Source organism: Xenorhabdus griffiniae, assembly GCF_001028135.1.
GTDB classification, from domain to species: domain Bacteria; phylum Pseudomonadota; class Gammaproteobacteria; order Enterobacterales; family Enterobacteriaceae; genus Xenorhabdus; species Xenorhabdus bakwenae.
In genome coordinates, this window is sequence record NZ_LDNM01000044.1 from 70,872 (window position 1) to 77,373 (window position 6,502).

Sequence of the window (6,502 nt, forward strand, 5' to 3'; positions counted from 1 at the left end):
GCGTATTAGCATATCATTGCTATCTGTTAGCTAACTGTCTTCTAATAATGATCATCTGTTCACTGACCATTATCCAATCCATTATCTGACAACCGGGTAAATTGCCCCTAAAATCGTTTCTCTATCCGCACCTGTGACTGACGGTAAATTACCAGACAACCCAGACATTGTTCGGAATGCCAGCCAGGCAAATGCCAGAGCTTCCATGTCGTCACCACTCAAACCATATTTGTCTGTCGTAGTCACTTCAACTCCAGGCAATAAAGCCGATAACCGACTCATCACAAATGGATTACGCGCCCCGCCGCCACAGACCAAAAGACGATCACATCCACCACTCAGCATCACTTGCTGGGCAATGCTTACAGCCGTGAGTTCAGCTAATGTGGCTTGCACATCCACTGGGGCAACTTCAGGGAAATCAGCCAACTGTTTTTCCAACCATGCCATATTAAAATATTCACGCCCAGTACTTTTTGGTGCCGTTCGTACGAAATAGGGATCAGAAAGCATTTTCTGGAGCAAAGATTCATTAACAGTACCTTCACTGGCCCACTGCGCATCTTTGTCATAAGGCAACTGCTTATGCTGCCATGTCCAAGCATCCATCAACATATTGCCGGGTCCGGTATCATATCCTTTAACGGCTAAGTTAGGCAGAAGAGCTGAAATATTGGCTATTCCACCAATGTTTAAAATGATACGCCTTTCTGTCGGATGGCCCAATACAGCCATATGAAATGCGGGGACTAAAGGAGCTCCCTGCCCACCATAAGCCATGTCACGCCGTCTGAAATCACCGACCGTTGTAATATTGGTAAGTGCTGCTACACGGTTATTGTCACCAATTTGCATGGTAAAAGGTTTTTCACCATCCGGCTCATGCCATACCGTCTGCCCATGACATCCGATTGCTATAATATCATTTGCAGTCAGCCCTGCTTTATTCAGTAATCCTTGAACAGCTTTTGCAAAGAGAGTGCCAAGCTCATAGTCAAATTTTCCGACCATTGATAATGTCGTTTGCTGCCCTTGACAAATAGATAGCAATTTTTGCTTAAGCTCCTGCGGAAAAGGATGGCTATAACTCACTTGTTGAGTAACAATTTTATCACTAATCTCCGCCAAAATAACATCAACCCCATCCATGCTGGTGCCAGACATCACACCAATATAACGTCCTGACTTCATAAATACTCCTCTATTAAATAATGGATAACATTTAACATGTGGATTACATTTAATCTTGCGTAAACTATAAAACACATCGATTCGGAATATATATGTTTAATGATCATTGTCAGAGATAAAATCTGAGTTTTGGAAAGCTCTTCACAAAACATGCTAAACTTTTGGTCAGGAAGTATTCCTTTCAGAGTTCATCGTGAACATTTATTACATGTAAATATGCATTATTAGTAGCCGAACAACTGGTGATAAGTTTATTCTCAAGCTTCACTATCGGGCATTAAAATTAGGAGTGATTATGTTAAAACGTTTCCTGGTTGGCGCAGTTGTAGTAACCACGTTGTCTGGCTGTGCAGACATGGGAGCACTTTCTAGTGATACTTACTCTATTGGTCAAGCCAAACAAGCTCAAACTGTGACTTATGGCACCATTCTATCTGTACGTCCCATCACAATTAAAGGTAAGCAAGCTGGTGATCCTAATATGCTAGGCCTCATTGGTGGTGCTGTTTTGGGAGGACTGCTGGGTAATACAGTTGGTGATGGTTCTGGTCAAAGGCTTGCCACCGCTGCGGGGGCTATTGCTGGCGGTCTGGCTGGTCAAAGAATCGAAGGTGCTTTAGACCAAACGAAAGGTATTGAACTAGAAATTCGTATGGACAGCGGAAAAAACGCCATCGTAGTACAAAAGTCAGACAACACCGTATTCAGCAAAGGGCAACGTGTCAGGATCGCAAACAGCGGAGATTCTTTGACTGTATCACCACTCTAAAATGTTCAAATAACGCAAGATAAAAAATCGCGGTTTACCAGTAACAAGATCTGGGCCGCGATTTTATTATTATAGATTAACTTTTATATTACCTGTTTGTGCAATTGGTTAATATTTTTTTCAATTTTCTTTATTACAGAAGCAAGCAGAATTAACTCATCATGAGTAATTCCCTCCAAAATTTCTTTTCTTGTCGAACTAATAACACTATCCACTTCTTTAATAAAGTTTTCCGATTCTTTGGTTAATTTGATTCTTTTTGCACGTCGATCATTGACACATGTGTGGCGTGTAATCAATTTCTTTTCTTCTAATTGATCAAGCGTTCTCACCAAAGAGGGTTGCTCAATACCAATAGCTTTTGCAAGCTGTATCTGGGATTGCTCTGGTGGTAGTTGACTAATATTGTATAGAGTCACCCAATGCGTCTGAGTTAATTTCAACGGTTTCAAACGATGATCAATTAAAGCGCGCCAGATACGGACTAAACGTGCCAGATCTGATCCCAATGTCAATTCCAATTACCCCTCCTTATAATTAGAGACTCATATAACATCAATGAATTATCCAATCAGTTTATTCATATGAATAATGGATACGCACTCTATATCATGCTTACATTAGCAGAGTCAGCAATTTCGCTAATTACCTAATTAGTATCGCGTTGGCTTGTTACTTAAAGTTGATATCTTCTTCGCTCTAAAGAGCGACATTGTACGGCGCACCGAATAAAATCGCGCATTAATCCACCAACGATATAAACTGCATAAAATAATCCTTCAACTAAACTAGTGTAAGTTTAAATCTCAACAAAAAAAATACAATCCCCCCAAATATATACATTTTCACTCGGTTAAAGTTCTATAAGAATAACCGCCATCCAAATACTAATCTATATATTTTTACATTAATATCATTTTTCTCTTACATAGATTGATAATATCAAAATAAATAACATAAAAAACAACAAGATAACAAAAAAGCCTATTTTTTGTTCAATAAATAATTCTTTAATAAGAAATTTTTACTGAAATGATTAAGATAGACAACAGAAGTGATATTTTTAAATGACTTATGTCAAATAAAAAAAATGTAATATAAATAATATCTCATTTATGGCTAGTAATACTTTTTATTTTTGCGCTCATCCTAAACTATAATTCATATAAATGAGATTTTTTAGCCAATTCAGAGTGGATTTAAAATAAATCCGGTTGTCTTGGAATAATATTTCTTTCCTCTTCCTTCTTTCTCAGACCTCTTAGCTTTCTCTGATGACATAACCGCAATATTTCTCTTTTTTCACTATCCGATGCTTTCATCCATATAAATCGCTCTTCCCTACTACGATAACATCCCCGGCAAAAACCACGGGGATCAGATTCACAAACTCCCCGACAAGGGTTTGGAATAGCAAAAAATTCTAATTGTTTAGCCATCTCATTCCCCTATATCCAAGTTTGTCAATCATCCCCATAATAAGGCCATTTATTGACCAGTATAAACTTCCTCCACGTCATTTCAAAATAAAATGGTAACAACTTAAAGCTAAGTAAACCGGATAATTTGAATTTTTTGATCTATACACGTTATATTAACCAGATATGTGCGCACAGTTTTTGTAATAAAGCTATATTTCGCAATAAAACTATAAAGATCAAGAGGTAATCATGCGTTTACTCCACACTATGATCCGCGTTGGCAACATGCAGCGCTCAATTGATTTCTATACTCAGGTCATGGGTATGCGTTTACTTCGTACCAGCGAAAATCCAGAGTATAAGTATTCTCTCGCGTTTGTTGGTTACACCGATGAAAGTCAAGGCGCAGTTCTTGAGCTAACTTATAACTGGGATATTGAAAACTACGAAATGGGAACCGCATTTGGACATATCGCCTTAGGTGTTGATGATGTTGCGGCAACCTGTGAACGCATCAAACTTGCTGGAGGGAAAGTAGTTCGCGAAGCAGGGCCAGTTAAAGGTGGAACAACCGTCATTGCATTCGTTGAAGATCCTGATGGCTATAAGATTGAACTCATCGGAAATTCAAGTGCCAGCCATGCATTAGGCAACTAATCCTATCAATAACTATCGAGTTATAGTTAGACATTATTTAAATACCTCAATTGTAGCGCGGCGACCAATTTTGCACTATTTGGCGGTATATTCTGCACTGTTTCAAGTGAAAATTACCGCCCTATAATGCACAGTGCAGAATAAAATGCCTGATTAAAAAATATCATCATTAGCCGCACGGCCTACAGGCAAGTATTTGTAAGTACTTGACAGTGAAATATTAAACGCCTTGGCGATCTCACGCCGTGTTTTTCCTTGACTCAACAATTGGATTGCTTGCTGATATTTATCTTCCGGCAGTGCCACCGGACGCCCTCCAATTCGCCCCTGTGCCCGTGCTGCGGCTAATCCAGCATTCGTGCGTTCAATAATCAGTTCCCGTTCCATTTCAGCCAATGCACTCATCACATAGAAGAAAAATCGTCCCATTGGCGTACTGGTATCAATGCTGTCAGTCAGGCTCTGAAAGTGAATGCCGTCATTGCTCAGTTTTTCATTCAGGTTAATGAGGTTTTTTACACTGCGGCCCAGTCTATCCAGCTTCCAGACAACCAAAGTATCACCTGTTTTCAGGTGTTCTAAGGCTTGTTTGAGTCCCGGGCGGTTGGCCGTTTTACCGCTAATTTTATCTTCAAAGATGTGATCACAGTTGGCTGCGATTAAGGCGTTACGTTGTAAGTCGCTGTGTTGGTCAGTCGTTGATACTCTGATATAACCGATTTTCGCCATAACTCACTCCTTATTCATCCTTGCTTACTTATTTTATCGGCTATTTTTCGCAATAGATTAGCTTCTTATCCTTAATACCTCGGTTTGGCGGAAATAGCGAATGCAGGCCGGAATATCGTGACATTTACACGGGCTGGCGTATACACATGGAACGTTCCCAATGAATTACGCAACGGTAAATTAAACGCCAGTATTACTGTTTATGGTGGTGGCGGTGGCGGTGGTTTTTATCGACACGGCGGCGGGGGCGGCGGCGGGGGCGGAATGGCCGAGAGTTGTTTGTCGTTATCGGGGATTAGTAGCGTCACCATAACGGTAGGGGCTGGAGGCGCCGGGGCGTCATCCCCAGACACTATCAACAGTGGCGAATCATCCTCATTTGGTAAATACCTGTCGGCAACAGGCGGATACGGCGCGAGTAACTGGGCAGGAGGATCATCCGGGGTGGGTATTGGTGGACAAATTAACGGTGGAACAGGAGGTGGTCAAAACGCGGTTCGTCACGATAACAGTAACACCAGTACCCAGTCACAATACGGCGGGGGTGGCGGAGGTGGAATGAATGGTGGGTCGGGTTCCGGTGCCGGCTCGCTGGGATATAGGGGATATGATGGGGTGCTCATTGGCTCCGGTGGTGGTGGTGGCAATGAAAACGGTGTTGGTGGTAACGGTAGCACTGGTGCAGTAATTATCAGGTGGTGATATGAAAACGAAAAATAATTGGGCACGATTAGAAAATAATATTGTCATTGAATTAACGGATATTGATCCGGCTGGGCGGTTCCACCCATTGTTAATCTGGGTCGAATGCCCTGCTGGTATACCATCGGGTTATGTTTATAAAAACGGAAAATTCATTCAACCCGAAAACACAAAATCAGAGTAACAATAGGGGCACTTCGCCCCTTTCATCATTCCGGCTGCTCCGGCCATTGGATATCAGGGGCGGTAGAGCAATCTACCCGATAGAGGATTATCCGGTATTCCCTCCATGCGTCTAATAACCGTTTTTCATCGCCTGTTGCCATACCAAAATCAACGGCATCCTGATAAATATCAATTTTTTCCCTGACCAGACGCAGCAATTGCCGTTTTTCATACTCAGCCTGCTGCTGCAATTCCTCTGGTGTGGGAGGAGGTGGCGGTGGGGCATCCCCCCACGCGGGTAAACCATTAGGGCCAACTACACGTATTTTTCGCGGAGGTGGATTGGTAAACTGTTGAAAAACCTGTTCAGATATCGGGATAACATCTGATATATCCCAACCAGCCCGCTCGTAATACACTAAATCTAATTCGTAAAAAAATGCGTTATTTTTCGCACTCCATACTATGTTCTGCATTAGTATTTCCCCACTGCGATATACATGAATTTTAATTTAATGGAGCTAGTCAATTTTGACATAATGCCCGCCCGTAACACGAACCCCGCGCGGGATACGTCTTCACAGGTGCAGAAAATAGGGCCGTTCCCGACGCCTACTGCAAATACGCCCGTCACAGAATCGCACGAGTGCGGAAACGGCGTAGAAAATTTGACGGATTCTCTTGACGCACTACGCCCGTCAGCCGACGACGGAACGGTCGCCAGAAAATCTCCAAACACCATCATATAACCACTAGGTACACGAAATGAATTTGCTGTGCTGCTAAAAAACGACATATCAGGAATTTGGTTTGGCCCGTTACCAATGGTTCGATAGCCCAGTTCTGACAAACCGAGGTTTTTCACAAA

Annotated in this window: 9 protein-coding genes and 1 pseudogene; 4 read left to right on the plus strand and 6 right to left on the minus strand. The window is 42.0% G+C overall.

Going from position 1 to position 6,502, the window contains the following annotated elements; translation table 11 throughout:
- Positions 1 to 81: 81 nt before the first annotated feature.
- Entirely contained in the window at positions 82 to 1,191 is a 1,110-nt protein-coding gene (gene anmK, locus AAY47_RS11195) for an anhydro-N-acetylmuramic acid kinase (RefSeq protein ID WP_047769877.1), read from the minus strand.
- A gap of 295 nt (positions 1,192 to 1,486) precedes the next feature.
- On the opposite strand from anmK, the gene AAY47_RS11200 reads away from it, so the two are divergent.
- Positions 1,487 to 1,960: a glycine zipper 2TM domain-containing protein gene (locus AAY47_RS11200; RefSeq protein WP_047769879.1), complete on the plus strand. Its 474-nt coding sequence runs from the start codon at positions 1,487 to 1,489 to the stop codon at positions 1,958 to 1,960.
- Between the two features lie 83 nt (positions 1,961 to 2,043).
- Here the strand turns inward: AAY47_RS11200 and slyA are convergent, their stop codons facing one another.
- Both slyA and AAY47_RS20640 read right to left on the minus strand, forming a co-directional pair.
- Positions 2,044 to 2,481 (minus strand): transcriptional regulator SlyA, encoded by a 438-nt coding sequence (gene slyA, locus AAY47_RS11205; RefSeq protein WP_047769881.1) that lies wholly within the window; start codon positions 2,479 to 2,481, stop codon positions 2,044 to 2,046.
- Between the two features lie 678 nt (positions 2,482 to 3,159).
- Complete coding sequence (locus tag AAY47_RS20640; protein ID WP_072059779.1) at positions 3,160 to 3,399, minus strand: DUF1289 domain-containing protein; 240 nt, start codon at positions 3,397 to 3,399, stop codon at positions 3,160 to 3,162.
- 231 nt (positions 3,400 to 3,630) lie between these two features.
- On the opposite strand from AAY47_RS20640, the gene gloA reads away from it, so the two are divergent.
- Positions 3,631 to 4,038, plus strand: a complete 408-nt coding sequence (gloA, locus tag AAY47_RS11210) for a lactoylglutathione lyase (RefSeq protein WP_047769883.1) — start codon at positions 3,631 to 3,633, stop codon at positions 4,036 to 4,038.
- A 153-nt stretch (positions 4,039 to 4,191) separates the two neighbouring features.
- Here gloA and AAY47_RS11215 read toward each other — a convergent pair whose 3' ends face one another.
- Positions 4,192 to 4,767 carry a recombinase family protein gene (locus tag AAY47_RS11215; protein WP_047769885.1) on the minus strand — a complete coding sequence of 192 codons (576 nt, stop codon included), beginning with the start codon at positions 4,765 to 4,767 and terminating at the stop codon, positions 4,192 to 4,194.
- 117 nt (positions 4,768 to 4,884) lie between these two features.
- On the opposite strand from AAY47_RS11215, the gene AAY47_RS22715 reads away from it, so the two are divergent.
- The gene (locus AAY47_RS22715; protein WP_053014264.1) at positions 4,885 to 5,469 is read left to right on the plus strand and encodes a glycine-rich domain-containing protein; all 585 of its coding nucleotides are present in this window, start codon (positions 4,885 to 4,887) and stop codon (positions 5,467 to 5,469) included.
- 1 nt (position 5,470) lies between these two features.
- Entirely contained in the window at positions 5,471 to 5,653 is a 183-nt protein-coding gene (locus AAY47_RS11225) for a hypothetical protein (protein ID WP_047769887.1), read from the plus strand.
- Between the two features lie 25 nt (positions 5,654 to 5,678).
- On the opposite strand, the gene AAY47_RS11230 is transcribed toward AAY47_RS11225, so the two are convergent.
- Complete coding sequence (locus tag AAY47_RS11230; protein WP_047769889.1) at positions 5,679 to 6,110, minus strand: tail fiber assembly protein; 432 nt, start codon at positions 6,108 to 6,110, stop codon at positions 5,679 to 5,681.
- Positions 6,110 to 6,502 (minus strand): annotated as a pseudogene (locus AAY47_RS21995) (hypothetical protein); the annotation flags it as partial. The gene AAY47_RS11230 and the pseudogene AAY47_RS21995, both read right to left, overlap by 1 nt.

What these genes read in the sequence shown, in the direction of transcription:
- anmK (WP_047769877.1), bottom strand. Translation starts at nt 1,191, where the DNA reads ATGAAGTCAGGACGTTATATTGGTGTGATGTCTGGCACCAGCATGGAT.
- AAY47_RS11200 (WP_047769879.1), top strand. Translation starts at nt 1,487, where the DNA reads ATGTTAAAACGTTTCCTGGTTGGCGCAGTTGTAGTAACCACGTTGTCT.
- AAY47_RS20640 (WP_072059779.1), bottom strand. Translation starts at nt 3,399, where the DNA reads ATGGCTAAACAATTAGAATTTTTTGCTATTCCAAACCCTTGTCGGGGA.
- gloA (WP_047769883.1), top strand. Translation starts at nt 3,631, where the DNA reads ATGCGTTTACTCCACACTATGATCCGCGTTGGCAACATGCAGCGCTCA.
- AAY47_RS11215 (WP_047769885.1), bottom strand. Translation starts at nt 4,767, where the DNA reads ATGGCGAAAATCGGTTATATCAGAGTATCAACGACTGACCAACACAGC.
- AAY47_RS11225 (WP_047769887.1), top strand. Translation starts at nt 5,471, where the DNA reads ATGAAAACGAAAAATAATTGGGCACGATTAGAAAATAATATTGTCATT.
- AAY47_RS11230 (WP_047769889.1), bottom strand. Translation starts at nt 6,110, where the DNA reads ATGCAGAACATAGTATGGAGTGCGAAAAATAACGCATTTTTTTACGAA.